Raw genomic sequence first — 21588 nt, forward strand, 5'->3', positions numbered from 1 at the left:
CTTTACAGAATTGCGGTTTCCAAGTTCAAACCTGTCGCGTAATCGGGCGCACCATTTTCAGCGCGCCAGAGGCAATACGTCGCCATGCGCCACGCATACCATGGCCTGAGCTGTTCATAGCGCGCGACGATTTCGGGCCTGCCGTAGGCCGAAAGAAACTGGTCTTCCTCTTTCTTCGACAGCGGTGAGCCTCGGTAAAGCTGCTGCATAGCAGGCGACAAAAACAGCGCAAGGTCTTCGCAGGGATCGCCCTGGGCCGGGCATTGCCAGTCGATCAAGGTCAGACCACCGGTCGCCACCAGGATATTGCCTGCCACGGGGTCGCCATGGATCAGGCACGTCTGTTGCGAGGGTGCGACCGAATTTGAAGGTTGCAAATCAGCGAGTTCGTCGCGCCCGTTTGACGTGCAGCCTTGCAGAATTCTTTTTCCATGAGCGCGCAAGTCTGCGCTGCCATTGCATCCGGCTGGCGCCTGGACGGCAATGGGCAGGGTATGAAGCTTGCGCAGCAAGGCGCCAACCTGGGCTGAATCCTGCCGCCAGGGGGCTCCGGGGGCGTGGTCGTAAAACACCCAACGGGCTTCTTTGTATTGCCCTGTGGCCCGCAGCCTTGGCACGAAGCCCGTGGTGCCAAGCGCCTTCAGACATTGGGCCTCCAACTCTGCATCATTGCGAAACAAAGGATTGCGCAACGCTGTGCTGTAGAGTTTCAGGACTTTGTCACTGTCGCGGCCCTTGACCTTCCACACCCTGTTGGTGCGCCCGCCGTACAAGGTCTCGAACCGGGGATGCGCGTTGACCAATCCTTGCGCGTGGAGATGGTCAACCAGATCACGAGGGGGGGCAGGCAGGTCGGGCAGAGGTTCCATCACTTCTTATGGCGAGTCGATTTGCCAAGGTTTGGCCCGTCCCGCCCGACAGATCAAGCACCAGTTCGGACGGCGGTGACCTGAGTTGCGGGAACCACCTGACCGCCCTGCAAGGTCAGCAAAACAGCATCGTCGCCAACCTGTGCTTCGACGACGCGATTGTAGGCGGCAACAGGTTTTTCGGAGAGCAACTTGTCGCCCTTGTAGCTTTCCAGAGTTGCGGTGTAGTTGCCTGATGCCAATGGATTGCCTGAAGAATCCACTCCGGCCCAAACAAACTCCTCAGTTGTCGTGGGCACGGTGACATTATCGATCACCGTGCCGTCACTGTCGCGGATCACCAATTTCGTCGCGTCCGCATCAGGGTCGGCCTGGGCAAACAATGTCACGGGCTGGCCGGCAAAGTGAAAGGCTGATGTCGAACGGACGTCCATGCCCACCCAGCTTGCAAGCTCGTTCAGTTTTGTGCCGCCCAATGCGTTGGCCAGGTTGGACAAGAGGTCATTGGTCTGGACTTGTTGCTCGACCATCGAGAACTGCGCCAACTGAGATGCATATTCGGTCGAATCCATCGGCTCCAGCGGATCCTGATTCTTTGCCTGCGCCGTTAGCATCAGCAAGAAAGTCTCAAAGTCGGACGTAATCGCGGATTTCTGAGATGCCCCGGCCTTTTGTTGATCCGCAAAGGGCTGCGCGGTGTTGACAGGCGTAATCATTGGTCAAAACCTCATGTCGATGCCTTGGCCCGAGGCCAGATACTGTGTTTGGGAAGTTGTGTGATCGATCCGTTCATGCGGCGCAGCTTCAGAATGTGAAGGGGATTGTGTGTCAGCGTCGTTTGCATCCTTTTGATGTGCGCTAGAACCCCAAGAGGTTCCCAGGTCAAAGCTCAGATCCCCATAACCCAGCTTCTGAAACTCTTCTGTCAGAACGGACAAATGACGCCGCATTAATTCGAGGGTTTCCGGGCGCTCGGTCGCAATGGTGATTTGCAGGCCGTCCTCCCGACCGTTCAGAACAATCGACACACGCCCAAGCTCTTCCGGATTCAGCGCTATTTCCGTTGCTCCTGATCCGATACGAGTCTGGACAGCTGCTGACAGCTGACCAGCAATCGACCGGGCGATTTCCGTTCGGGCAGCAGTGGACGGAACCGTAATTTGAGGCGCGGACTCACGCGAGGTCAGCGGCAAAGGTTCCTCTCTGGCGGCCGGCAGGGCCTCAGCTTCGATAACGGGTGCCACGGGTTCGGCTTCAACGGCAGTTGCCATCAGCTGAAGCTGCGCCACCGAGGGCGCCCGGTCAGGCGCTGACGGTTTGGGCGTCGGAATGTTCACTTCGGGCAACGGCTTCTTTTCAGGGTCCAGCGGAAAGGGGACGGCCCCCGTTTGTTCGACCGTGCCTGTGGGCTTTGCAAGCTGATCAAACATCTGGCCGATTTCGGTCATGGCTGTCACTTGCACAGGTTGGGACGTCGGACCCAGCGCCTTCTGCGAGAGCGCCGGAACCGGGGAAGGCGTGTCGCTTTGTGTGGGCAAACCTTTTGGTACTGATACCGGTGGTTGTTTCAGTGTTTCCGAGGGTGCTTGATTTACCTCCGCCAACTGAACCGGCACCACCTTTACCTCGTCCAGGTCCGGGGTTTCCAGGAATGCAGAAGGGGGTTGCTGTTCGCCGATGTGTTCTGAAATCGGGGTGGGATGGGCCGTTTCAGATGCCTCGGCCGTTGTCTCCGGCACAGGTTCGGGCTTTGATTCGACAATTTTCAGCTCGGCATTGATGGCAGCGTTTTCGCCTTCAGGGCGGCCGGTGGCACCAACCTCTTGCCCGAGGATATCCTGAAAGCTCTCCGAGCCAGTGTTTTGGCCCGGAGCCTTACGAGATGTGACGGCTTTCTCGGTTGTGGTCGGCGTTGCGTTCGCCAGCGTTAGGGGGTTGGGCATTTTGCTCCGGCTCCGTGTGACTGGTCGGAACACTGCCTGTAGGAAGTTACGTTTATTTTAACCGCTTTCACCTTTGATCGAGAAAGTTCGAAGCAAATTCGGAGAATGCCATGAAGGTTTCCACCCTTCCTCACGTATCTCAATTACAGTCACCCCAGACCCGGCTGAAAAACGCCGCCATAGAGCTGGAGGCCGCGTTTCTGGCCGAAACGCTGAAATCTGCCGGGTTGGGAAAGACCCGTCAGTCCTTTGGCGGTGGCGCCGGTGAGGATCAGTTTTCTTCGATGCTTGTTCAACATCAGGCGCAGCAACTGGCCCGGTCCGGCGGCGTGGGCCTTTCCGAAATTCTGTTCAAGTCACTGATGGAGAAAACCGATGACTTCTAAGGCCGATAAAGCGTTGATCAAGTCTTTGGAAGAAGTCCTGGATTTGGAACGTGCAGCACTTGTGCAGGGGGATCTGGATCGTTTGTCCAGCATGGTGCCTGAAAAAGAAAAGCTGATCGGGGCAATCAATGATCTTCAGGTGCTGGAAAGTGAGGCACTGATTCGCGTTCAACAGAAAGCCGAGCGCAATCAGGCGCTGCTGAACAGCGCGGCTGAAGGCATCCGGGCGGTCGCCAGCCGAATGGCTGAATTGCGGCGCGTTCGGCAGGAATTCAGCACCTATGGTGCAGACGGACAGCGAAGTGAATTCGCGGTGCGCAGCACGGCAAAGCTGGAAAAGCGGGCATAGGCAGAAGTTTGATTCAAATCCGAAATTTCTGGGCCGGGCGCTTTAGCACTCCGTTAGGGGATCGAGTTCAAAAGTGGTGTTGCACCTGAGATCAACAGGTGGCGCGAACGGCCACGCGGCGCGTCGCACAGGTCAGAAAGACACCAATGCCCGCAAATAGTGCGGGGTGAACATGGGCAAAATGGCCCGAACGAAAAGGATGAAAGCTATGTCCAGCATTCTGACAAACAATGGCGCGATGGTTGCGCTGCAAACTCTCAAGTCGGTCAACAAAAACCTGGCGATGACCCAGAACGCGATCTCGACCGGCAAGGATGTCGCAACGGCCAAGGACAACTCGGCAGTATGGGCGATTTCCAAAGTGATGGAGTCGGACGTCAAAGGTTTCAACGCCATCAAGGACAGCCTCGCGCTTGGCGAATCGACCGTCGCCGTTGCCCGGAATGCCGCGGAAACCGTCACTGATCTGCTGACCCAGATGAAAGGCAAGATCGTCGCCGCGCAGGAAGACAACGTTGATCGAGGCAAAATCAATGATGATGTGACTGCTCTGAAAGATCAGATTGCGTCCGTTGTCAGCGCAGCGCAGTTCAATGGCCTGAACCTGGTTGACGGCTCTGCTGGTTCCGCTTCGGTTCTGGCGTCGTTGGATCGTGACAATACCGGGGCCGTGACCGCATCGTCGATCACCGTTGCAGGGCAGAACCTGTCAACCGGCGGTTATGTCACCAAGCAGGTTTTTGACGGTTCGACCGGCGCATCGGCAGGCAACGATCGCGTCGGCGCAACCATCGACAACGGCGCGACTGCTGCGACCGCGCTGGTCACCGACGAATCCAGCGGTGCATTTGCCGCCGGCGACAAGGTTGTCGTCGCGATCAACGATCAGGTCGTGTCCTATACCGTGTCTGCCGAAGACGCCGCCGCGACAACAACCGGTGATCTGGTTGCCGTTGGATTGAAATCGAAGATTGAAGAGCTTGGGATTACCGGTCTGACCGTCGACTATGACTCGGGTACAGCAGGAACCCTGTCCATCACCAACGGTACGGGCTCTGACATTTCATTCTCGGCTCAATTCGTGAACGCCGGCGCAGGTGGTCTTGCCGCGCTGGCCGGCATTGATGTATCGACCGGTGCGGGTGCGACCGCTGCCCTGGCCGCCGTTGAATCGCTGATCGATACTTCGATCGATGCATCAGCTGCTTTCGGTTCCTCCCAAGGCCGGATCGAAACTCAGAAAGAGTTCATCTCGAACCTGTCCGACTCGTTCAAGTCAGGTATCGGGTCTCTGGTCGACGCGGACATGGAAGAGACTTCGGCGCGGCTACAGGCGCTTCAGGTTCAGCAACAGTTGGCAACACAGTCGCTTTCGATCGCCAATCAGGCACCGCAGTCGATTCTGTCGCTGTTCCGCTAATTCGCGAAATCGGTTGGGGCGCGTTCTTCGCGCCCCATCAATGACTGCCTGATGACGGCCCTTTGGAAGGATTTCAAGTGACACCGCAAACCCTAGCCCATCAAACTTATGCGCAAACCACCGCGCCGACTCGGACGCCTCGAGACACAGAATACGAAGCGATTTCAAGGATCACACGGCGCCTGAAGGCAGCAACAGCACAAAAGGCAACGGATTTTTCGGGTTTTGTTCAGGCCGTGCACGAAAACCGGCGGCTATGGGGGGTGCTCGCAACCGGCGTTGCCGATTTCGAGAATGCCCTGCCCAACGACCTGAGAGCCAGGATCTTCTACCTTGCCGAATTCACCGAACAACACAGCAGCCGCGTTCTGGGAGACGGCGCAACCGTTGAGCCGTTGGTGGAAATCAACACGGCCGTACTGCGCGGGTTGCGCCAAATGAGGGCAACTTGATGAGCGGTCTGGTCCTAAAGCTTGCCCCGAAAGAAAGGGTTCTGATCAACGGGGTCGTAATTGAGAACGGCGATCGCCGCGGCCGGTTTTCTATTATGACGCCCCAGGCAAATGTACTTCGATTGCGGGACGCGATTCATCCGGATGAGGTGAATACGCCGGTGCGCCGCGTCTGTTATGCCGCGCAGCTTGTATTGTCAGGGGACATCGAACCTTGCCAAGCACGTCAGCAACTGTTGCGCCGCGTGGAAGAGCTGAGCCAGGTTTTTACGGATGCAGATAGCCGTCGGGTCTTGGCCGAAGCCACGGATGCCCTGGTTGCAGAGCATTATTACAAGTGCCTCAAATCGCTTCGCTCGCTTCTGCCGCGCGAAGAGCGGCTGATGACTTACCAGCAATGACATTCCAACCCGTCATCCCAAGCGGCGGAGTCGTGGGCTGGCGGTTCCTGCAACGTACCTATGACAGTCAGTTTCAGAGTTTTTCGTCGTCAGCTGCAAATGAAAGAGAGACAAAGTATTTTCTGGACAACATCGGGAAAATCCAATCCGCTGAAGAGCTGGTTTCGGATCGCAGGTTGTTGCAGGTCGCTTTGGGTGCGTTCGGCTTGGAAGGAGATTTGGACAACCGGTTCTTCATACGCAAAATCCTCGAGGATGGGACACAGGCGGATGACGCGTTGTCCAATCGTTTGGCCGACAAGCGATACCGGGCATTTTCTGACGCCTTTGGGTTTGGTCCCGGAGCTGTCCGAAAAACCGCGCGGACGTCCGACATGGAGCAAATCGCCCAGGCCAATTTGACGGCCAGGTTTGAAATCGCCGTTGGCGAGTCGGATGAAACGATGCGAATTTCGCTCTATGCACAACGAGAGCTTTCGGATCTTGCCAACAGGACCTCAAGCGCAGACACAAAGTGGTTTGATCTTATGGGGTTGCCCCCTTTGCGCAGCATGATGGAAACGGCACTTGGACTGCCGTCATCCTTTGCGCAGCTGGACATTGACAAACAACTGGTCGAGTTCAAGGCCAGGTTGCTCAAACTGACCGGCTCGGATGACCTGGCACAGTTTTCGAACCCAAAGTCTGTTGAGAAACTGACCGACACCTATTTGGCCAGAAGTCAGATTGCGCAACTTCAGAACACGATCTCGCCGGCGCAGACCGCATTGATCTTGTTGGGGGCCGTTTGAGCAGAACGCCTCCGGATCGAAGTGATCGGTGAAGCATGATCGCAAGGGCGTCACGTTGATCAAGGCAATGCGGGTTTCTTCAGAACTGCAAACGACAGGCCTCAACCGTTCAGAATCTCATCGGCTGCGGTTCGTAAAGCGTATGATCTGACGGGACGGGACACATTGTGCAGATTGACGTCTCCCAGCGGTACAGCATTGGAACAGGCCGGTTCGATGTCTTCTGAAACGACAATGCGGTGCCCTTGCGACTTGCCGAACTCGCCCAAACGTGCGGCGATGTTTGCGGCCTGACCGATAACTGTGAAATCAAGCCGTTCGCGAGATCCCACATTGCCGTAGGTGACACGCCCATACGCGACGCCGATCGAACAGTCGCAATGCCTGTCCGTACCTTCTTTGCGCAGCTCTCCCAAAGTTTCGACGATTTTGATCGCCGAGCGCTGGGCATTGGTGCGGGCCGTACTGGCATCCTCGTCCGTTGCCGGGAAGACGGCAAGCACAGCGTCGCCAATGAACTTCAGGACTTCTCCGTTGTTGTCATGAACAATGCCCGAGACCGTTTCAAAGAACTCGTTCAGCAGATTGATATACTCGCCCCGGCCCAGCTTCTCTTCCAGGCTCGTTGAATTACGGAGGTCGCAGAACATGATGGCGGCGTCGATCTCATCCCCGTCACCCCGCCTGATTTCGCCGCCCAATACGCGCGCGCCGGTGCGTTTGCCGACATAGGTTTCCAGCAGGACCTGCGCGTTTTCGCGCTGCATGAACACTTCGTAGAAACGGGCGATTACCGAGGAACATTCAAAGACAAGGCCCAGATTTTCGGTGGTAAACCCGTCCGGGTGATCGCAGGTCAGCGTCAGAACATTGGTGCGCCCGTCGGAAAACGGCAAGGGCATGGCCACGTAATCTGTTGCGCCCTTGGCCCGCAGGTCCTCCATGATCGGGAAGCTGTTATGCGGGTTTTCATCATTCAACCTTTGCCGCACGCCACCCAGGCCGTTCGAGACATGCCGCAAGGGGCTGTTGATGAAAGCTGGGTGATCATAGATTTCGTATGTCGGAGCCCGGGTCAGAATCTCTTCTTCATCTTTTTCCCAGATATAGTGCTTTCCCGCGATCAGGGGGTGAAGGGACCAGGCCAGAATGCTCAGCCTTTGTATTGCGATGCCGTGCTCCAGCATCTTTTCGGCCAGCGCTTCGGTAAAGCTTTCGGGCGTTGCCGCGGTCGAAGCACCACGCATCAACCAATCAATCAGGGGCCCGCTGATGTTGCCGTCTTCAGGTTCGCGAAGGCGGTTGTCGCCCAGATCGATCTTCGTATAGGCGCCGGGCACAAAGCCGATACAGCCTTGAATGGCCGCGCTTTCGGGCAGGGCTTCCTCATAGGCCCAGACAGAATTGGCCAGGTTTTCGGACCCCAGATTGATGTCGTGATACGTGGCAGTGCCTTTGAACGGGCAGAATGTTTGCAGGTCTGTTTCTTCGCTCAAATCAACACAGACATCCGCGCGGGGAACATAGATCGTGGGCGGCAGGCGCGTTTCATACATCACCTTGGCATCTGTGCTTTCAGCCAAAAGCACATCATTGCGATAAATGGCAATTGTGCCATTCAGCGATTCAACCGATATTCCATACCCATTGATTTTTGGTGCGGCGTGGACGTTCATATGCGACCTCCCTTGCCTGGGTTTTTTCTAGAATGGGGCTTTGCATCCCACATTCCAAGAGGCGCAGAAGGGAAAAGTGCCAACGCATACGGTCATGCAGCAAGGTTCAGACCATTTGTATGACGTCTTTTTCGATGGACAGCATGTACCCTTTTTTGGCGATGTTTTTGACCAGAAGTTCACTGACCATCTGATTGCCAAGCGCATCCCGCAACCGTTTGATCCGCGTCGCGCCTGCGGCTTCGTCGCAATCGGCTTCATTACGGCCGGAAATCATCGCCTCGATCTGGGCGCCGGACAAAACCTCATCATCCAGTCGCGATTCAGCCAGAACCGACAAGGTTTCCATGGCGGCAGGCGTGAGTTTGAAATCCATGTTGTTGAGGTAGACGGTGTTTTCCTCGCGGCTGATCAGCAACGAGGTCACCTGAATGCCGGTGCGTTCGATCTGCGCCATGCGTCGGTTCAGCAGTACCAGCATCACCAGAAAGACCAATGCCGAGGCCATCATGGCGCAGGCAAAAACCAGCAGCACATAGATCACCATCCGATAGCTGGACAGGGTGTCGGCGAAGGCGGTGCCGGACTGAGCCAGAATTTCAAGCAACCGGATTTCGGTTTGCGAGGTCAGATCGGTCTCGATGAACAATCGCTCGACCCGCGCGTTGAATGCGTTCGCGTCCGGCAGGGTCCAGAACAGGAAAACGGCAGCGGTGATCAGAATGGCGATAATGGCTGCGACGCCCAGCACAACCAGACGGACCCCCGACCGGCGTGCGTCAGAAACGGAGATAGAATTGTCCGGCATTGCCTTTCCTCTGATCCAACCCTTCCGGCCCGAAAACGGACTGCACTTCAAGCAAGGTCCAGCCTGACGCGCTCAGGCGCTGGGCGATTTCTGCTTGGGCCTGGCCCTTGTCGCAGTTCGAGACCTGGATAACCCCATAATGCAAACGCAGCGGGTTGTCTTTCTTTGCCTTGTAATCCGCATAGCAATCCGCCGCAGACGCAGCAGAGCCAAGCGATATCAGGACCGCAAAGGTCAGAGAAGAGAGGATCTGTTTCATAGGCCGCATCCTGCGCACGAGTCGCCGCGATATTCAATAACCCAAGGGGTTTGCGGGTTCTGATATCCGATAACACCGGGCCGTTATTGCTTGTCTGGGCCGGTCGCCCCCAGTGTCAGGGCAATCAGGACGCGCTCCGTCACACGGTCGCCCAAACACTATGAAGGACACGCATCATGCACAGGAAATTCATCGCATTCATCGTTGCGACCGCGGTTGCAATAACCGGGGTGTCTGCGTCTCAGGCACGGGCTGCGGACGCAAAGGACATTCTTGGCGGGCTGGCCGCCATCGCGATCATCGGGGCCGGGGTTCACTATTACAACAAGGAAAAGAAAAAGGATCGGGCGACTCGCCACCAAACCTATACCCCGGCACCTTACACGCCGCAGCCGGTGCGCCCTCTGCCGCCGCGCGTGGCGCGTTATGATCTGCCCCAGCGCTGCCTGCGCACATTCAACGGGTATTCACAGGATCATCCGCTGCTTGGGCCGAAATGCCTCAAGAAGCACTACAAACATGCCAATAGCCTGCCGCAAGAGTGCAAAGTCGGTTTCTGGAATGGGCAAAAGGTCAAGCGGGCATACGAACCCGCGTGCCTGCGCCAGAAAGGATACCGTGTCGTTTACCAGTAACACCGGTTGAGCAGGAGCGGCGCCAAAGAAGCGCCGTGTGAGAGAGGGCGGTGTGGGCTGCCCTCTCTTTTTTTCTTGCGGCGCTGTGTGAAACACGGTTTTCCAAAGGCATGACAAAACCAGATTTCGAACTTGAACAGACGCTGCTGGGCCGGGGCCATTGCCGCATCGCGGGCGTGGATGAGGTCGGGCGCGGCCCCTTGGCCGGCCCGGTCGTCGCGGCAGCGGTGATCCTGAACCCACAGGCCATCCCCGAAGGGTTGAATGATTCCAAGAAGCTGACGGCCAGACGTCGGGCCGCCCTGGATGCCGAGATCCGGCACAGCGCCGAGTTTGCCGTGGCCGAAGCCTCGGTCGCCGAGATTGACGAGATCAACATCCTCAGGGCATCGCATCTGGCGATGCTGCGCGCGGTTGAGGCACTGTCGCCGGCCCCCGATTTCCTGCTGATCGACGGGAATATGATTCCACGCGGCCTGAAAATCCCGTCGCAGGCCGTCGTGAAGGGGGATGCCCGATCGGTGTCGATTGCAGCCGCCTCGATCCTTGCGAAAAACTGGCGCGATCAGGTGATGGTGGATTTGGCGCAACAGCATCCGGGATATGGATGGGAAACCAACGCCGGTTATCCGTCAAAACAACACAAGGAAGCGCTGCAAAATCTTGGCGTGACCCCACACCATAGACGTTCGTTCAAGCCAGTGCACAATATCTTGTATCAAGAGTAAATCGTAAGTCGCTGATTCAAAAAAGAAATTGACGGCGAATCGTCTTTGACTCATCCTTGTCTCAACCAAATGAGCGCAAAAGCGCCGTGGATACTTGAGGCAGTGATATGACAACGACCACCAAAAAGGGCGCAAAAGCGCTCCCTTTAAACACGATTCTATCCGGTGACTGCATCGAAGTGATGAACAGTCTGCCCGAGGCGTCGGTTGACCTGATTTTCGCCGATCCTCCCTATAACTTACAGCTGAAAGGCCAGTTGCACCGCCCGGATAACTCTCAGGTGGATGCGGTTGATGATCACTGGGACCAGTTTTCCAGCTTTGGTGCCTATGACCAGTTCACGCGCGAATGGTTGAAGGCAGCACACCGTCTGCTGAAGCCCAACGGCGCGATCTGGGTGATCGGTTCTTACCACAATATTTTCCGTGTAGGCTCGGCTTTGCAGGACGCAGGATATTGGATCCTCAACGATGTGGTCTGGCGCAAGTCGAACCCGATGCCGAATTTCCGGGGCAAGCGCTTTACCAACGCGCATGAGACGATGATCTGGGCCAGCAAACGCGAAGGCGCGAAATACACCTTCAACTATGAGGCGCTAAAGGCTCTGAACGAAGGCGTGCAGATGCGCAGCGATTGGGTGCTGCCGATCTGCACCGGGCATGAGCGTCTAAAAGATGAAAACGGCGACAAGGCACACCCGACACAAAAGCCGGAATCGCTGCTGCACCGCGTGTTGATTGGCTCGACCAATCCGGGCGATGTGATTTTGGATCCGTTCTTTGGCACAGGTACAACCGGTGCAGTCGCCAAAATGCTGGGTCGCGAGTTCATCGGGATCGAGCGCGAGGAAAGCTACCGCAAGGTGGCCGAGAAGCGTATTGCCAAGGTCCGCAAGTTCGATCGTGAGGCTCTGGAAGTCAGTGCCAGCAAACGCGCCGAACCGCGCGTGCCCTTCGGGCAATTGGTCGAACGTGGCATGCTGCGCCCGGGCGAAGAGTTGTATTCCATGAACCAGCGCCACAAAGCCAAGGTCAGGGCCGATGGCACATTGGTCGGTGACAACGTCAAAGGCTCGATCCATCAGGTGGGCGCCCATCTGGAAAATGCGCCGTCCTGCAATGGCTGGACCTATTGGTGCTTCAAGCGTGACGGCAAAACGGTTCCGATCGACGTTCTGCGCCAGCAGATCCGGGCCGAGATGAACTGATACAAAGAACACCGCCGGTGCCTGTGGCCTGACACAAGGCACTACGCCTTGCCCCGCCGATCCTACGGCGGGGTCTTTTGTTTTCGGATCAACAGTGATTGCATGTTGTTGACCCTGACACTGCAAGAAAGATCACGGCCATGACCGAGACAACCGCGCAGCCCCGCCGCAGTCTGTTTTTCACGGAACCTGACACGTTCGATCTGGACAACAAATACACCGAGGCCGCGTTGGAGCGGCACAAGCGAGAAGGGTTGGAACTGGCCGTCCGCGCGCGCTGGGTGGCGATGGCACTGACCGGGGTTCTTCTGGTTTTCCTGAACCCGCAATGGGAGGTGCTTTGGTATCACTTCATTCTGCTGCTGATCTGCGCCAACGGTTGGCTGATCCGCCGTTCCGGTCGGGTGGGGCAATCGCGGGTCGAGCTTCTTTTGATCTTCGTGGATCTGCTGATCATGACCCTTGGAATGATCGTGCCCAACCCGTTCAGTGACGATGTTCGCCCTCTGGCCATGCAATACCGGTTCGACAATTTTCAGTACTTTTTCGTCATCCTGGCGGCTGGAACCCTGGCTTATTCCTGGCGAACGGTCATTGCCATCGGTTCGTGGACGGCATTGATGTGGACGATCGGTTGGATCGTTGCCTCGTGGGTGGCAACGCCGATTCCGGGGATCAGCGAAAAGGTTGCAGAGGCCTTGCAGGGCTATCCGGATGTTGCCGAGCTGTTGGACCCCAACAGTTTCATGGTCCCTCAACGTATCCAGCAAGTGATCGTATTCATAATGGTCGCGGTAACGCTGGGCATTTCGATGCGGCGTCTCAATCAATTGTTGATGAACAACGCAGGATTGGAACGTGAACGGGCCAACCTGTCGCGGTATTTCTCGCCCAATGTGGTGGATGAGCTGAGCCAGAACGATGAACCGCTGAAACAGGTCCGCAAAGAAGATGTGGCCGTTCTTTTCATCGATATCGTCGGGTTCACCAAATACGCCGCCGGGCGGGATCCCTATGAAGTGATCGAGGTTCTGCGCGGGTTTCATGCCCGTATGGAAACCGAGGTATTCCGGCACCACGGGACCTTGGACAAGTATCTGGGCGACGGTTTGATGGCGACCTTCGGCACTCCGGTGCCGACGCCCCTGGACGCGAGCAATGCCCTGGACTGCGCGCGTGCGATGGTGGGTGTGATCGACCGTTGGAATCTGGAACGTCGCAGGGTGGGAGAGCCCGAAATCCATGTCGGCGTTGGGGTGCATTACGGCTCGGTCGTACTTGGGGATATCGGCGCCAACCGGTTGGAATTCGCGGTGATTGGCGATGCGGTCAATGTGGCGGCCAAGCTTGAGGCACTGACGCGTGATTTCAAGGCGCGTATCGTTGTCAGCGATGCCGTGCGTTTGCGGGTTGAGGAAGAAAACCCGCAGGCGCCGGAGGTCATGGCCGGTTTTGGTGCCTGCCGCGACCAAACCGTGCGAGGGGTCGAGGCGCCGATGGATGTCTGGGTGATGAAAAGCTGAGGGCCTCCCGCCCGTCAGAACAGGATCGCAGATGCAGTGCTGACAGTTGGGTCAAGCAGCGCGCCAGTGCGCGCTGCGGTCACGCTTTGGGCATGGGGTTCAAAGATTTGTTGTAGGGGTGCCAGTCGGTGATCTCGGGATAATAGTGGCGTCGCCACGCGCGAACGCGCGGGTTCATGACCCGCCGCCAAAGCGGAGGGATCATAGCGAACACGGTCATGACGGGATAGCCATAGGGCAATTGTGGGGCTGCGTCCGACGCGTGATGTTGCAGCAGCGGAAACCGGCGATTGGGTTTGTAATGGTGGTCCGAATGGCGCTGAAGATTGATCAGCAACCAGTTCGAAGCTTTCTGCGAGGCATTCCAGGAATGGCGTGGCAGGACATGCTCGTACCGTCCGTCGCCCAGGTGTTTTCGGGTCAGGCCGTAATGCTCGACGTAATTGACCAGCTCGAGCTGCCAGATCGCGACACCAGCCTGAAGCAGAAACAACGCCACGCCGGACCATCCTCCGATCAGGCCGGCCAGTGCCAGCATCCCACCTTGCAACGCCCAGTACCGCCAGAACGGGTTAAAACGATCTGTCCACGGTCTGCCGATGCGGGCCAGCTTGTTGCGCTCGGCGTTGAAGGCCGAAACCCAGCATTGCCACAGAACGCGGGGATAGAAGCGATGGAAACCTTCGTTGTAGCGCGCCGTTACCGGATCGCGTGGGGTGCCAACATGGCGGTGATGGACCAACAGGTGCTCGGACCGAAAATGAGAATACAGCACCATGGCAAGAAGGATGTCCCCCAGCCAGCGTTCCATACGGCTTTTCTGGTGCATCAACTCGTGGCTGTAATTGATCCCAATCGTGCCCGAAATGACGCCCATGCCAAAGAAGAGGCCGATTTTCTCAAGCGTTGACAGATGGGTGCCGTGGGTTGCGTACCAGATCAGACCAAAAAGGGTGACGAACTGGATCGGGGCCCAGAGTTTTGTCAGTAATATGTACCATTGCAGCGCCGTGTCCGGCGTATCGGGGTCGGCGTTTTGCGTGTTGAGCCCGGTGATCCGGTCCAGCACTGCAAAAGCCCACCAGGTTGCGGCAGGAACCAGCAGCAGTGACCATCCACCGGTGGCAGCTGAAAACCAGACCAGCGGAATCAGCAGCAGCGACACCCAGAAAGGGGATGCAGATTGCCAGCGGGACAATGTGCCTGTTGCGATCATCTTTTCTGCTCCGACTTTACGGAGATATCCTAGCCATGGCCCGAAGATTTGCACAGCGGACTTATTGTCCTCGCCAAAGATCATAGGCCTTGCGCATCACGGTTGGCAGGTCGCCGGGCCTGAAGCTTTGTTTGTCTACAACTGTCAGATGTTCGGGTACGTCGTGATCGGCGGCATCCGTGGTCCAGATCCGCAAAATCAGGTGGAAATGCGTAAATGTATGGCGGACTTCGCCCGGCAACATCTTCCAATTCGCCGGGAACGGAGGCCGTTCGGCCGGGGCATCGTTCCACTCTGATCCGGGCCAGCCCAGCATTCCGCCCAGCAAACCTTTGTCAGGCCGGCGTTCCAGCACCATGGCCCCGTCTGCGCTTTGCGCAACATACACGTGCCCATAGCGCGTGGATTTGGGCTTTTTGGGTGTTTTTCGTGGCAGGTCGGCCTGGGTGCCTGCGACGCGGCTCTGACAGGGGTCACGCAGGGGGCAAATGCCACATGCCGGCGACTTTGGCGTGCAGATGGTTGCCCCCAAATCCATGACCGCCTGCGCGTAATCGCCAGGACGTGTGGCCGGGGTCAGGGCCGACGCCTTTTCCTTCAGCAGGGGTTTGGAGCCGGGCAGCGGATCGTGAATGTCATGGAGCCGGGCCATGACACGCTCGACGTTTCCGTCCAGCACGGTTTCAGGCCGATCAAACGCGATGGCCGAGATCGCAGCGGCGGTATAGGGGCCTATGCCGGGTAGGTTCAGCAGCGCTTCAAAGCTGTCGGGAAACCGGCCATCGTAGTCTTGCGTGACGGCCCGGGCGCATTTCAAAAGATTGCGGGCGCGGGCGTAATAGCCAAGCCCGGCCCATTCCCCCATGACCTGATCGTCCGGTGCGGCGGCCAGAGCCTGAACCGTAGGCCATCGGGTGGTGAAGCGCAGGAAATAGTCGCGAACGGCGGCAACTGTTGTCTGCTGCAACATCACTTCGGACAGCCAGACCCGATAGGGGTCGGGGCGCATCCCGGCGGCGCGATCTGCCGGACCGATGCGCCATGGCATTTCGCGGGCGTGCCGGTCGTACCATTCCAGCAACGCATCACTGACGGTGAATTCAACAGAGTCACGCAAGTTTTATTCAACTCCCGGTCGGGTTTCGCTGGCACATGGTGGCCTGCCCAGTACAATAGAGGTGTAGGAGCAGGAAACCAGATGCAACGCAGACGTTCTTCGACCCGCGGGTTCAAACGCACCGCATCCTTGCTGAACGATCAGATCCGGCGCGCCGGGGAAAGCCGGGGGTTTGCCGTGTCGCGGCTTTTGACCCACTGGGCCGAGATTGTCGGCCAGGAAACCGCCGCCATCGCGCGCCCGGTCAAAGTGGGTTATGGCAAGGGCGGATTTGGTGCCACCCTAACTGTGTTAACGACCGGGCCACAGGCTCCGATGCTGGAAATGCAGAAGGAACAGCTGCGCGGCAAGGTAAACGCGGTCTATGGCTATAACGCCATCAGCCGTGTCCGTATCACCCAGACCGCTCCGACCGGATTTGCCGAGGGGCAGGCCAGTTTCGACCACAAGCCGAAGCAAGCCAAACCCCAGATTGCGCCTGACATTGCCGCTGAGGCCGACAAAATGTCACGCGATGTACATGATGTAGATTTGCGCGCGGCTCTTGAACGTCTCGGGCGCAACGTTTTATCCAAACAGAAACGCTGAGAAAGGGCTGAAAATGAGCCGTATTGCAACCGTAATCTGTGCGGCCGTCGCCGTGGCCGCTGGCGGCTATTGGCTGACAGGGTCGAACACCAATGTCACCATTCCACTGGTCAGTGCCGCCGAAGCGCAGGAGGCAGACCTGGATACTTCGACGATCGTCGAGATGGTGCAGGGCGCCGAGGATGCACCTGTCGAAATCATCGAATATGCATCATATACCTGCCCGCACTGCGCAAACTTCCACACAGGCGCGTATAAGCAGCTCAAGAAAGACTTCATCGACACCGGCAAGGTCAAGTTTACCTATCGTGAGGTGTATTTTGACCGCTACGGCCTTTGGGCATCGATGGTTGCACGCTGCGCTGGCCCCGAAAAGTTCTTCGGTATCACAGACCTGATCTATGAAGGGCAGGCAGAATGGACACGCGCAGGTGGTCCGGCCGAGATCGTGGACGAGCTGCGCAAGATCGGTCGTTTGGCCGGCATCGATGGCGACCAGCTTGAGGCTTGCCTGCAAGACGGTACCAAGGCGCGGACATTGGCTGCGTGGTATCAGGAAAACGCCGAACGAGATGGTATTCAGTCGACCCCGTCGTTCCTTGTGAACGGCAAGAAAGTCGACAACCAGTCCTACGCTGACTTCAAAAAGCTGATCGAAGACGAACTGGGCGGCTAAAAACCCTTTTCCGGTTGGCCCTGTAGGGGCCGACCGGGCCTATTTTGGTGCCGGTGCTGCATTCAATAGCATGTCGCGGACCTTGTCAGTTTCGCCCACTCGCAGACGAACCGGCAGAGTGATCACTTTGCTCCGAAAAGCCGGGGGCAGACGTACGGCGTCTTTCTCGGTCGTTATCATCTGAATACCCAGTTGGCGCGCCTCGTTTTCCAGACGGGCCATCAGTGCCTGAGTCAGAGGCTGGTGGTCGTCCAGGGCTTCGGCGCGGACCAGGTCTACGCCCAGCTGTCGCAGGGTTTTGAAGAACTTCTCGGGGTGGCCGATACCGGCAAATGCCAAAGCGCGTGTGCCGGTCCAGTCCATGCCGGTTTGCAGGGGCTCGATTGCTCCGGTGACATGGGGAACAGACAACTTGTCGCCCCACTGACCGGTGAAAGCCATTTGCGCGGCCTCATCGCCCAGAGATAACACAAGGTCGGCCCGTTTCAACCCGATGTCGACCGGTTCCCGCAGTGGCCCGGCAGGCAGGCACAAACCGTTTCCGAACCCGCGTTGAGCATCGACAACGATGATCGAGAAATCCTTGGCCACCGAGGGGTTTTGAAAACCGTCATCCAGCACGATTGCCGTGGCGCCCGCCGCTGCGGCGGCCCGTGCGCCCGCCGCCCTGTCCTTGGCAACCCAGACTTCGGCAAACATCGCCAGAAGCAGCGGCTCGTCTCCTACTTCGGCAGCCGTGTGCCGGGCCGGATCAACCTGCACCGGCCCGTCCAAAGAGCCTCCGTGCCCCCGCGTGACGACATGTGGTTCGTGCCAGGCGCCTCGAAGCTGTTCAAGGGTCCAGATCACCGTTGGTGTCTTACCGGTTCCACCAGCATTGAGGTTGCCGATACAGATCACGGGCACACCCGGCTTTTCGCCGGATTCCGAGGCGATCCTACGGGCGGTTGCCGCTGCATACAGGCGCCCCAACGGTGCCAGCATACGCGCCCTAAGATCCGGTTGGTCCGGGGTCGTGTTCCAGAAATCAGGTGCCCGCATGATCCGCACTCCGCTGATCCAGAATATCCTGCACCATTTCGATCAGGGCGTCAGCCTGCGGTGCGCCTTCGGTCAACAATTGCCATCCCGCCAACGCCATGTCGGCAGCTTGATCCGGCGCCAGAAGCTGCACAACGGCGTCGCCCAGTTCGGTTGCCGTTTTAACCTCTTTGGCGGCGTTCACCTGTTGCAGGCTGGAATAGAATTCCTGATGGCGATGCACATATGGTCCGAACATGATCGCAGACCCCAGCGCGATTGCTTCGGACGGATCCTGACCGCCCGCGCCGCGTTCCAGTGAACTGCCCATGAAGGTCACTGGTGCCATGCGATGCCACAGGCCCAGGTTTTCGGGGTCCGATGTCAGGACGACCTGCGTGGTATCTTCAATCATGTCCCCTTCATCCCAGTTGACGCAGCGCAGGTCCATCGATTCCAGCCGCCGTCTCAGCGGCGAGACTTCCGGCTCGTTTGCCACGTGCAACACCAGAACCAGCCGATGCAGCATCCGCAGTGCCTGACGGTGGGCTGTCAGAACCGAGATGAACTCCTTGTCCTGAACCCATGCCGCCAGCCAAACCGGGCGCCCGGCAAGTGTATGAGTGGTCTCGATAAGTTCGTCTTCTGGCCAGGGCCGAGGGTTGGGGCTGATCCGCAAAGGCGGTGATTCCGCAACTTTTCCGGATTGGATTCCGAGGCGGCGGATCTGTCGAGCCGTCTCGGCGGATGGCGTGAGAATCTTGCGGAAACAGTCAAAGGTCACCCGTGTGATGTCCGGCAGCCAACGGGCGTTCCGGGACAGAGTGACGCTGAATTGGGCGTCGAACAGGACCAGCGGGATCGCCTGTTCGTCAGCGCGCGTGACAATGTTGGGCATCAGATCGCCACCGACCCACAACCCCATGTTCGGACGCCAGTATTCGATAAACTCGCGGGCGGCGCCACTCTGTTCCTGTGGCAGGTTGATCAAAGGGAACCTGCTGTCCGGCCAGTTGGACAGATCCTCATCCGGGGGGGCTGTCAGCAGGAAATTCAGCTTGGCCCTGACCTGCGACAGCCGACGGCAGAAGTCGGTCACAGCCCGCAGCCGATCCGGTGTGGCAACATGGATCCATAGCAACTCACCTTTGGGGCGCGGCAGGTTGGATTGCGGCGCAACCCCGTTGCGCAACCCCCATGACAACACCCTGTAGGCGGCCAAGCTGAGTGAGCGCGGTTTGCTCATGTTCCAATTCCCGGCCCGGCCGGATCCAGCAGTGCCGACAGTTGCTGATGAATCGAGGCGCTGGCGGCGATCACGCCGTTCAACCTGGGATGCATGTTGTTGAAGATCAGCCGTTGACCCGTACGGTCGGAACACACGCCGCCGGCCTCTCGGATGATCAGGTCGCCGGCGGCAATGTCCCATTCCCAACTGGGGCGCAGGGTCAGCATGCCGTCGAACCGCCCCTGCGCAACCAAAGCCATGCGATAGGCAAGTGACGGACGATACGCGCGTTCGAATTCTGGCGCCTGCGCGTCGCGCCAATGCCGTGCGTCAAGGTTCGGCTTGGCGGCCAGAATTTCTGATTGCAAAAGCTCTGCGGTGTCCGAGGTCGTGATCGTCTTACCATTGAGAGACGCGCCCTGACCTTGGGCCGCCGTGTACAGCAAATCCCGCATCGGCAGGTAAATGACCGCCGCCGTCACCACGCCGTTATCGGCGACGGCTATGGAATGTGCCCAGGTGCGCGCGCCTTCTGCAAAGCTCCGGGTGCCGTCGATCGGGTCGATGATGAAAGTGCTGTTGCGGTCCAGCCGGTCGGTGGAATCCTCGGATTCCTCACTGAGCCAGCCATAGCCCGGTCGCGCCGAACACAACCGCTCCTCCAGCATCGTGTTCACGGCAAGGTCCGCCTCGGTCACTGGGCCGGCGCCATCGGGTTTGTCCCAGCGCTGTGCTTGCGTGCCGGAATAGCGCGTGGCGATCTTGCCGGCCTCCAGCGCCGCCTCGATCAGCAGGGGCAGATCAGTTGCCGGCAAGTGTCATTCCTTCGATCAGAAGCGACGGAACCACGCGCGACAGGTATGGGCGGGCATCGTTCGCCGGGATGATCCGGCGCAGCATGTCCCGCAGATTGCCTGCGATGGTGCATTCATTGACCGGATGCGTGATCTCGCCATTCTCGACCCAGAAGCCCGATGCACCCCTTGAATAGTCACCGGTATTGGGGTTGATCGTTGAACCGATCATGGACGTGACCAGCAACCCGGTTCCCATATCGCGCAGCAGGTCGGCGCGGCTTTGGTCACCTTGTGTCAGGCTCAGGTTCCAGTTGCTGGGCGATGGCGGGCCCGAGACCCCACGCGCGGCATTTCCCGTGGACGCCATGTCCAGTTTTCGCCCGCTTGACAGGTCCAGCGTCCAGCCGGTCAGAACGCCGTTTTCCACGATTGCCCGGCGTCGTGTCGGCAGACCCTCGGCATCAAAGGGACGCGAGCCCGAAATGCGCGGGCGGTGCGGGTCTTCGATCAGGGACAGATGCGCAGGCAGAACGTCCTGCCCCAAACAATCCTTGATCCAAGATGCGCCCCGTGCGATCGCCGCGCCATTGCTGGCGGCCAGAAGGTGGCCGATGAGCGAAGACGAGATCCGTTCGTCGAAGAGAACCGGAAAACTTCCCGTCTCAGGTTTGCGCGCACCAACCTGTTGCGTGGCGCGTTCACCTGCTGTGCGCCCGATTTCTTCCGCGCTGCGCAGGTCGGATTGGAACGTCCGGCTGTCACCGTCATAGTCCCGTTCCATCCCGGTGCCTTCGCCCGAGATCGCAACACAGGAAACCGACCGGCTGCTGCGCGCGTACCCGCCGGTGAACCCGTTTGTCGCGGCCAGATGCACATGGTGGGTTCCATAGCTTGCGGCCGCATCCGACACCTGGGTGACGCCGGCGACGGCCAGCGCTGCGGCCTCGGCCGTCAGGGCATCCTGCATCAGGGCTTCGGCAGACGGGGCCGGGGCGGGGTCTGACAATTCCAGTGACTCTATGTTCCAGTCTGTGACCAGCTGGTCCTTGTCAGCCAGCCCGGAAAACGGATCTTCGGGGGCCTCCCTGGCCATTGCGACAGCTCGTTCCGCCATGGCGCGCAGGGTTTCAGGGCGGCTGTCGGAACTGGACACAATGGCGGATCGTTTGCCCAGAAACACCCGCAATCCCAAATCAGTCCCTTCCGAGCGCTCGGCATGTTCCAGCGCGCCGCCCCGCACTTCGACGGAAACAGAGGATCCGTCGATAACGATGGCATCCGCCGCGTCCGCGCCTGCCTTGCGGGCCACGTCAAGCAAGTGATGGCTGATTTCTTCTGGTGAGCAGGTCATGAGGCCTCCGGGTTGATTGCCAAGGACCTAGCCTTGGACCGCCCGTCTCGCAAGACCTGTGACCAGATTGTGCGTTGAGGATCGCGGTGAACCCGTGCCGTTTCAGAGGTTTGGGCAAGGGTTGGCAGGGCAGAGAAAGGGCCGCAT

The 21588-nt window shown here is 58.4% G+C and carries 24 protein-coding genes; 12 read left to right on the forward strand and 12 right to left on the reverse strand.

Features of this window, described 5'->3' with window-relative positions; translation table 11 throughout:
* Positions 1-2 precede the first annotated feature (2 nt).
* The 3 genes from ACR3E6_RS07035 to ACR3E6_RS07045 are packed head-to-tail and all read right to left on the reverse strand — an operon-like array spanning position 3 to position 2812.
* The gene (locus ACR3E6_RS07035; protein ID WP_480486459.1) at positions 3-869 is read right to left on the reverse strand and encodes a phosphotransferase; all 867 of its coding nucleotides are present in this window, start codon (positions 867-869) and stop codon (positions 3-5) included.
* 53 nt (positions 870-922) lie between these two features.
* Complete coding sequence (locus tag ACR3E6_RS07040; protein ID WP_171637821.1) at positions 923-1585, reverse strand: flagellar hook capping FlgD N-terminal domain-containing protein; 663 nt, start codon at positions 1583-1585, stop codon at positions 923-925.
* A 3-nt stretch (positions 1586-1588) separates the two neighbouring features.
* Entirely contained in the window at positions 1589-2812 is a 1224-nt protein-coding gene (locus ACR3E6_RS07045) for a flagellar hook-length control protein FliK (protein WP_209835433.1), read from the reverse strand.
* A gap of 110 nt (positions 2813-2922) precedes the next feature.
* Here ACR3E6_RS07045 and ACR3E6_RS07050 point away from each other — a divergent pair, with 110 nt between their 5' ends.
* The 6 genes from ACR3E6_RS07050 to ACR3E6_RS07075 all read left to right on the forward strand — a co-directional run bounded on the left by ACR3E6_RS07050 (position 2923) and on the right by ACR3E6_RS07075 (position 6611).
* Entirely contained in the window at positions 2923-3198 is a 276-nt protein-coding gene (locus ACR3E6_RS07050) for a rod-binding protein (RefSeq protein ID WP_171637817.1), read from the forward strand.
* Positions 3188-3547: a flagellar biosynthesis protein FlgN gene (locus tag ACR3E6_RS07055; RefSeq protein WP_152459294.1), complete on the forward strand. Its 360-nt coding sequence runs from the start codon at positions 3188-3190 to the stop codon at positions 3545-3547. Before ACR3E6_RS07050 ends, ACR3E6_RS07055 begins: the two co-directional genes overlap by 11 nt.
* A gap of 208 nt (positions 3548-3755) precedes the next feature.
* The gene (locus tag ACR3E6_RS07060) at positions 3756-4967 is read left to right on the forward strand and encodes a flagellin N-terminal helical domain-containing protein (RefSeq protein ID WP_480486462.1); all 1212 of its coding nucleotides are present in this window, start codon (positions 3756-3758) and stop codon (positions 4965-4967) included.
* Positions 4968-5044: 77 nt separating this feature from the next.
* Positions 5045-5419, forward strand: a complete 375-nt coding sequence (gene flaF, locus ACR3E6_RS07065; protein ID WP_480486464.1) for a flagellar biosynthesis regulator FlaF — start codon at positions 5045-5047, stop codon at positions 5417-5419.
* The gene (flbT, locus tag ACR3E6_RS07070; RefSeq protein WP_480486466.1) at positions 5419-5820 is read left to right on the forward strand and encodes a flagellar biosynthesis repressor FlbT; all 402 of its coding nucleotides are present in this window, start codon (positions 5419-5421) and stop codon (positions 5818-5820) included. Before flaF ends, flbT begins: the two co-directional genes overlap by 1 nt.
* On the forward strand, positions 5817-6611 hold the full coding sequence (locus tag ACR3E6_RS07075; RefSeq protein ID WP_480486468.1) for a DUF1217 domain-containing protein: 795 nt from the start codon (positions 5817-5819) through the stop codon (positions 6609-6611). Before flbT ends, ACR3E6_RS07075 begins: the two co-directional genes overlap by 4 nt.
* A 101-nt stretch (positions 6612-6712) precedes the next feature.
* Here ACR3E6_RS07075 and ACR3E6_RS07080 read toward each other — a convergent pair whose 3' ends face one another.
* The 3 genes from ACR3E6_RS07080 to ACR3E6_RS07090 form a co-directional block, all read right to left on the reverse strand.
* Positions 6713-8287, reverse strand: coding sequence for a DUF427 domain-containing protein (locus ACR3E6_RS07080; RefSeq protein ID WP_480486470.1), 1575 nt, complete (start codon positions 8285-8287; stop codon positions 6713-6715).
* A gap of 106 nt (positions 8288-8393) precedes the next feature.
* Entirely contained in the window at positions 8394-9095 is a 702-nt protein-coding gene (locus ACR3E6_RS07085; protein ID WP_171637805.1) for a winged helix-turn-helix domain-containing protein, read from the reverse strand.
* The gene (locus tag ACR3E6_RS07090) at positions 9067-9354 is read right to left on the reverse strand and encodes a hypothetical protein (RefSeq protein WP_171637803.1); all 288 of its coding nucleotides are present in this window, start codon (positions 9352-9354) and stop codon (positions 9067-9069) included. Before ACR3E6_RS07090 ends, ACR3E6_RS07085 begins: the two co-directional genes overlap by 29 nt.
* A 176-nt stretch (positions 9355-9530) precedes the next feature.
* Between ACR3E6_RS07090 and ACR3E6_RS07095 the strand changes: the two genes are divergently transcribed.
* The 4 genes from ACR3E6_RS07095 to ACR3E6_RS07110 all read left to right on the forward strand — a co-directional run bounded on the left by ACR3E6_RS07095 (position 9531) and on the right by ACR3E6_RS07110 (position 13448).
* Complete coding sequence (locus ACR3E6_RS07095; protein WP_480486472.1) at positions 9531-9989, forward strand: hypothetical protein; 459 nt, start codon at positions 9531-9533, stop codon at positions 9987-9989.
* Positions 9990-10099: 110 nt separating this feature from the next.
* Positions 10100-10717 carry a ribonuclease HII gene (locus ACR3E6_RS07100; protein WP_480486474.1) on the forward strand — a complete coding sequence of 206 codons (618 nt, stop codon included), beginning with the start codon at positions 10100-10102 and terminating at the stop codon, positions 10715-10717.
* Between the two features lie 107 nt (positions 10718-10824).
* Positions 10825-11925 carry a site-specific DNA-methyltransferase gene (locus ACR3E6_RS07105; RefSeq protein WP_170427508.1) on the forward strand — a complete coding sequence of 367 codons (1101 nt, stop codon included), beginning with the start codon at positions 10825-10827 and terminating at the stop codon, positions 11923-11925.
* Positions 11926-12065: 140 nt separating this feature from the next.
* Positions 12066-13448 (forward strand): adenylate/guanylate cyclase domain-containing protein, encoded by a 1383-nt coding sequence (locus ACR3E6_RS07110; RefSeq protein ID WP_171637795.1) that lies wholly within the window; start codon positions 12066-12068, stop codon positions 13446-13448.
* Between the two features lie 79 nt (positions 13449-13527).
* Here ACR3E6_RS07110 and ACR3E6_RS07115 read toward each other — a convergent pair whose 3' ends face one another.
* Both ACR3E6_RS07115 and mutY read right to left on the reverse strand, forming a co-directional pair.
* Positions 13528-14664: an alkane 1-monooxygenase gene (locus tag ACR3E6_RS07115; protein WP_480486476.1), complete on the reverse strand. Its 1137-nt coding sequence runs from the start codon at positions 14662-14664 to the stop codon at positions 13528-13530.
* A 61-nt stretch (positions 14665-14725) separates the two neighbouring features.
* A complete protein-coding gene (mutY, locus tag ACR3E6_RS07120) occupies positions 14726-15781 on the reverse strand; it encodes an A/G-specific adenine glycosylase (RefSeq protein ID WP_480486478.1) in 1056 nt (351 codons plus the stop codon).
* An 81-nt stretch (positions 15782-15862) separates the two neighbouring features.
* Between mutY and ACR3E6_RS07125 the strand changes: the two genes are divergently transcribed.
* Together ACR3E6_RS07125 and ACR3E6_RS07130 are read left to right on the forward strand one after the other, a co-directional pair.
* A complete protein-coding gene (locus ACR3E6_RS07125; RefSeq protein WP_171637788.1) occupies positions 15863-16369 on the forward strand; it encodes a DUF721 domain-containing protein in 507 nt (168 codons plus the stop codon).
* Between the two features lie 13 nt (positions 16370-16382).
* Positions 16383-17045, forward strand: a complete 663-nt coding sequence (locus ACR3E6_RS07130; RefSeq protein ID WP_171724901.1) for a DsbA family protein — start codon at positions 16383-16385, stop codon at positions 17043-17045.
* Between the two features lie 39 nt (positions 17046-17084).
* Here the strand turns inward: ACR3E6_RS07130 and lpxK are convergent, their stop codons facing one another.
* From lpxK to ACR3E6_RS07150, 4 genes are read right to left on the reverse strand one after another with little or no spacing between them, the layout of a single operon-like run.
* Positions 17085-18086, reverse strand: a complete 1002-nt coding sequence (gene lpxK / locus ACR3E6_RS07135; protein ID WP_171637784.1) for a tetraacyldisaccharide 4'-kinase — start codon at positions 18084-18086, stop codon at positions 17085-17087.
* Positions 18073-19311: a 3-deoxy-D-manno-octulosonic acid transferase gene (locus tag ACR3E6_RS07140; protein WP_480486480.1), complete on the reverse strand. Its 1239-nt coding sequence runs from the start codon at positions 19309-19311 to the stop codon at positions 18073-18075. The genes lpxK and ACR3E6_RS07140 overlap by 14 nt, the downstream gene beginning before the upstream one ends.
* On the reverse strand, positions 19308-20108 hold the full coding sequence (locus ACR3E6_RS07145; protein WP_480486482.1) for an inositol monophosphatase family protein: 801 nt from the start codon (positions 20106-20108) through the stop codon (positions 19308-19310). The genes ACR3E6_RS07140 and ACR3E6_RS07145 overlap by 4 nt, the downstream gene beginning before the upstream one ends.
* Complete coding sequence (locus ACR3E6_RS07150) at positions 20095-21441, reverse strand: TldD/PmbA family protein (RefSeq protein ID WP_210093833.1); 1347 nt, start codon at positions 21439-21441, stop codon at positions 20095-20097. Before ACR3E6_RS07150 ends, ACR3E6_RS07145 begins: the two co-directional genes overlap by 14 nt.
* Positions 21442-21588: the final 147 nt, after the last annotated feature.

It is taken from the genome of Ruegeria sp. AL3 (genome assembly GCF_056536065.1).

Bases quoted from the DNA above. Each gene is read 5' to 3' on its own strand.
- ACR3E6_RS07035 (WP_480486459.1), bottom strand. From the start codon at position 869: ATGGAACCTCTGCCCGACCTGCCTGCCCCCCCTCGTGATCTGGTTGAC.
- ACR3E6_RS07040 (WP_171637821.1), bottom strand. From the start codon at position 1,585: ATGATTACGCCTGTCAACACCGCGCAGCCCTTTGCGGATCAACAAAAG.
- ACR3E6_RS07045 (WP_209835433.1), bottom strand. From the start codon at position 2,812: ATGCCCAACCCCCTAACGCTGGCGAACGCAACGCCGACCACAACCGAG.
- ACR3E6_RS07050 (WP_171637817.1), top strand. From the start codon at position 2,923: ATGAAGGTTTCCACCCTTCCTCACGTATCTCAATTACAGTCACCCCAG.
- ACR3E6_RS07055 (WP_152459294.1), top strand. From the start codon at position 3,188: ATGACTTCTAAGGCCGATAAAGCGTTGATCAAGTCTTTGGAAGAAGTC.
- ACR3E6_RS07060 (WP_480486462.1), top strand. From the start codon at position 3,756: ATGTCCAGCATTCTGACAAACAATGGCGCGATGGTTGCGCTGCAAACT.
- flbT (WP_480486466.1), top strand. From the start codon at position 5,419: ATGAGCGGTCTGGTCCTAAAGCTTGCCCCGAAAGAAAGGGTTCTGATC.
- ACR3E6_RS07075 (WP_480486468.1), top strand. From the start codon at position 5,817: ATGACATTCCAACCCGTCATCCCAAGCGGCGGAGTCGTGGGCTGGCGG.
- ACR3E6_RS07080 (WP_480486470.1), bottom strand. From the start codon at position 8,287: ATGAACGTCCACGCCGCACCAAAAATCAATGGGTATGGAATATCGGTT.
- ACR3E6_RS07085 (WP_171637805.1), bottom strand. From the start codon at position 9,095: ATGCCGGACAATTCTATCTCCGTTTCTGACGCACGCCGGTCGGGGGTC.
- ACR3E6_RS07090 (WP_171637803.1), bottom strand. From the start codon at position 9,354: ATGAAACAGATCCTCTCTTCTCTGACCTTTGCGGTCCTGATATCGCTT.
- ACR3E6_RS07095 (WP_480486472.1), top strand. From the start codon at position 9,531: ATGCACAGGAAATTCATCGCATTCATCGTTGCGACCGCGGTTGCAATA.
- ACR3E6_RS07100 (WP_480486474.1), top strand. From the start codon at position 10,100: ATGACAAAACCAGATTTCGAACTTGAACAGACGCTGCTGGGCCGGGGC.
- ACR3E6_RS07105 (WP_170427508.1), top strand. From the start codon at position 10,825: ATGACAACGACCACCAAAAAGGGCGCAAAAGCGCTCCCTTTAAACACG.
- ACR3E6_RS07110 (WP_171637795.1), top strand. From the start codon at position 12,066: ATGACCGAGACAACCGCGCAGCCCCGCCGCAGTCTGTTTTTCACGGAA.
- ACR3E6_RS07115 (WP_480486476.1), bottom strand. From the start codon at position 14,664: ATGATCGCAACAGGCACATTGTCCCGCTGGCAATCTGCATCCCCTTTC.
- ACR3E6_RS07125 (WP_171637788.1), top strand. From the start codon at position 15,863: ATGCAACGCAGACGTTCTTCGACCCGCGGGTTCAAACGCACCGCATCC.
- ACR3E6_RS07130 (WP_171724901.1), top strand. From the start codon at position 16,383: ATGAGCCGTATTGCAACCGTAATCTGTGCGGCCGTCGCCGTGGCCGCT.
- lpxK (WP_171637784.1), bottom strand. From the start codon at position 18,086: ATGCGGGCACCTGATTTCTGGAACACGACCCCGGACCAACCGGATCTT.
- ACR3E6_RS07140 (WP_480486480.1), bottom strand. From the start codon at position 19,311: ATGAGCAAACCGCGCTCACTCAGCTTGGCCGCCTACAGGGTGTTGTCA.
- ACR3E6_RS07150 (WP_210093833.1), bottom strand. From the start codon at position 21,441: ATGACCTGCTCACCAGAAGAAATCAGCCATCACTTGCTTGACGTGGCC.